This is a genomic window from Nonomuraea sp. NPDC052634 (assembly GCF_040678535.1).
Lineage (GTDB): Bacteria > Actinomycetota > Actinomycetes > Streptosporangiales > Streptosporangiaceae > Nonomuraea > Nonomuraea fastidiosa.
Map to the genome: position 1 here is coordinate 748,345 of NZ_JBFATY010000002.1, position 2,087 is coordinate 750,431.

Below are 2,087 nucleotides of genomic sequence, written 5' to 3' on the forward strand. Positions count from 1 at the left end.
GCCCTACATGCTTACCCCAGGACAACCATCGCCTGGGCTGGACTACCTTCCTGCGTCACCCCATCGTTTACCTACTACCCAATCAGGCCGAGCGTTCAGCCTCACCCCAATCCCGAAGGACCGAGGGACTTAAGGACTCTTAGTATCAAGGGGTTCAGTATGGGCGCGTTGAAGCGGGTACGGGAATATCAACCCGTTGTCCATCGACTACGCCTGTCGGCCTCGCCTTAGGTCCCGACTTACCCTGGGCGGATTAACCTGGCCCAGGAACCCTTGGTCATCCGGCGCGAGGGTTTCTCACCCTCGATTCGCTACTCATGCCTGCATTCTCACTCGCACAGCCTCCACAACTAGATCACTCTGCTGCTTCACCGGCTGCACGACGCTCCCCTACCCACCAACAGGCTCAGTGTCCTGTCAGTGCCACGACTTCGGCGGTGTGCTTGAGCCCCGCTACATTGTCGGCGCAGAATCACTTGACCAGTGAGCTATTACGCACTCTTTCAAGGATGGCTGCTTCTAAGCCAACCTCCTGGTTGTCTCTGCGACTCCACATCCTTTCCCACTTAGCACACGCTTAGGGGCCTTAGTCGGTGATCTGGGCTGTTTCCCTCTCGACTACGAACCTTATCGCCCGCAGTCTCACTGCCACGCTCTCACTTACCGGCATTCGGAGTTTGGCTGACGTCAGTAACCTTGTCGGGCCCATCGGCCATCCAGTGCTCTACCTCCGGCAAGAAACACGCAACGCTGCACCTAAATGCATTTCGGGGAGAACCAGCTATCACGGAGTTTGATTGGCCTTTCACCCCTACACACAGATCATCCCCCAGGTTTTCAACCCTGGTGGGTTCGGTCCTCCACCCAGTCTTACCTGAGCTTCAACCTGCCCATGCGTAGATCACCCCGCTTCGGGTCTACAGCATGCGACTCAAACGCCCTCTTCAGACTCGCTTTCGCTACGGCTCCCCCACACGGGTTAACCTCGCCACACACCATAACTCGCAGGCTCATTCTTCAAAAGGCACGCAGTCACATCACAGCTGAGCAAGCCCAGCTAAGCTCCTACGGCTTGTAGGCACACGGTTTCAGGTACTCTTTCACAACCCCTCACCGGGGCACTTTTCACCTTTCCCTCACGGTACTCGTGCACTATCGGTCACCAGGGAGTATTTAGGCTTACCAGGTGGTCCTGGCAGATTCACACAGGATTCCTCGAGCCCCGTGCTACTTGGGATCCCCTCCAACAGTCCATCCAATTTCGCCTACCCGGCTCTCACGGTCTACGGCGCCCCTTCCCAGAGGCTTCAGCTATCAGACGGATTTATCACTGCTCGTGGCTCCGGCAGAAGCCACCGGAAGGTCCCACAACCCCGAACATGCAACGCCTGCCGGCTATCACACACGCCCGGTTTAGCCTCATCCGCTTTCGCTCACCACTACTCACGGAATCACTATTGTTTTCTCTTCCTACGGGTACTGAGATGTTTCACTTCCCCGCGTTACCACCAACCGCCCTATACATTCAGGCGGAGGCAACACCACATGACTGGTGCTAGGTTTCCCCATTCGGACATCCCCGGATCAACGTCTGGTTGGCGACTCCCCGAGGCTTATCGCAGCCTCCCACGTCCTTCATCGGCTCCTGATGCCAAGGCATCCACCGTGTGCCCTAAAAAACTTGGCCACAAAGATGCTCGCGTCCACTATGCAAATCTCAAACAACAAACAGCGACTCCAGACCCCACCACACAAACCCGTGCAGTGTTCGCTGGCCCTGTCTCCAAGGAACCGGTCGCCCGTTTCCTCAGGACCCAACAGTGTGCCCAAGCTCCCCGAGCCCCCGCACGCCCGTTCCCACTCCCAACCATCCCTACAAGAGAGACCGCTGGGCGGTACTAGCACGCCGGCAACCCGGCAAACCTGAATAACCAGTGCTCCACTAGTGAGCTGTCACCCCACCACACGAACGGTGATGCAAGGTGAAAAGGCTCCTTAGAAAGGAGGTGATCCAGCCGCACCTTCCGGTACGGCTACCTTGTTACGACTTCGTCCCAATCGCCAGCCCCACCTTCGACCGCTCCCCC

At 57.5% G+C, this 2,087-nt stretch carries 1 rRNA gene (running past one end of the window); it reads right to left on the minus strand.

What is annotated here, in order from left to right:
- Positions 1 to 1,687, minus strand: a 23S ribosomal RNA gene (locus AB0K67_RS16040) (it extends 1,270 nt beyond the left edge of the window).
- Between the last annotated feature and the right edge of the window lie 400 nt (positions 1,688 to 2,087).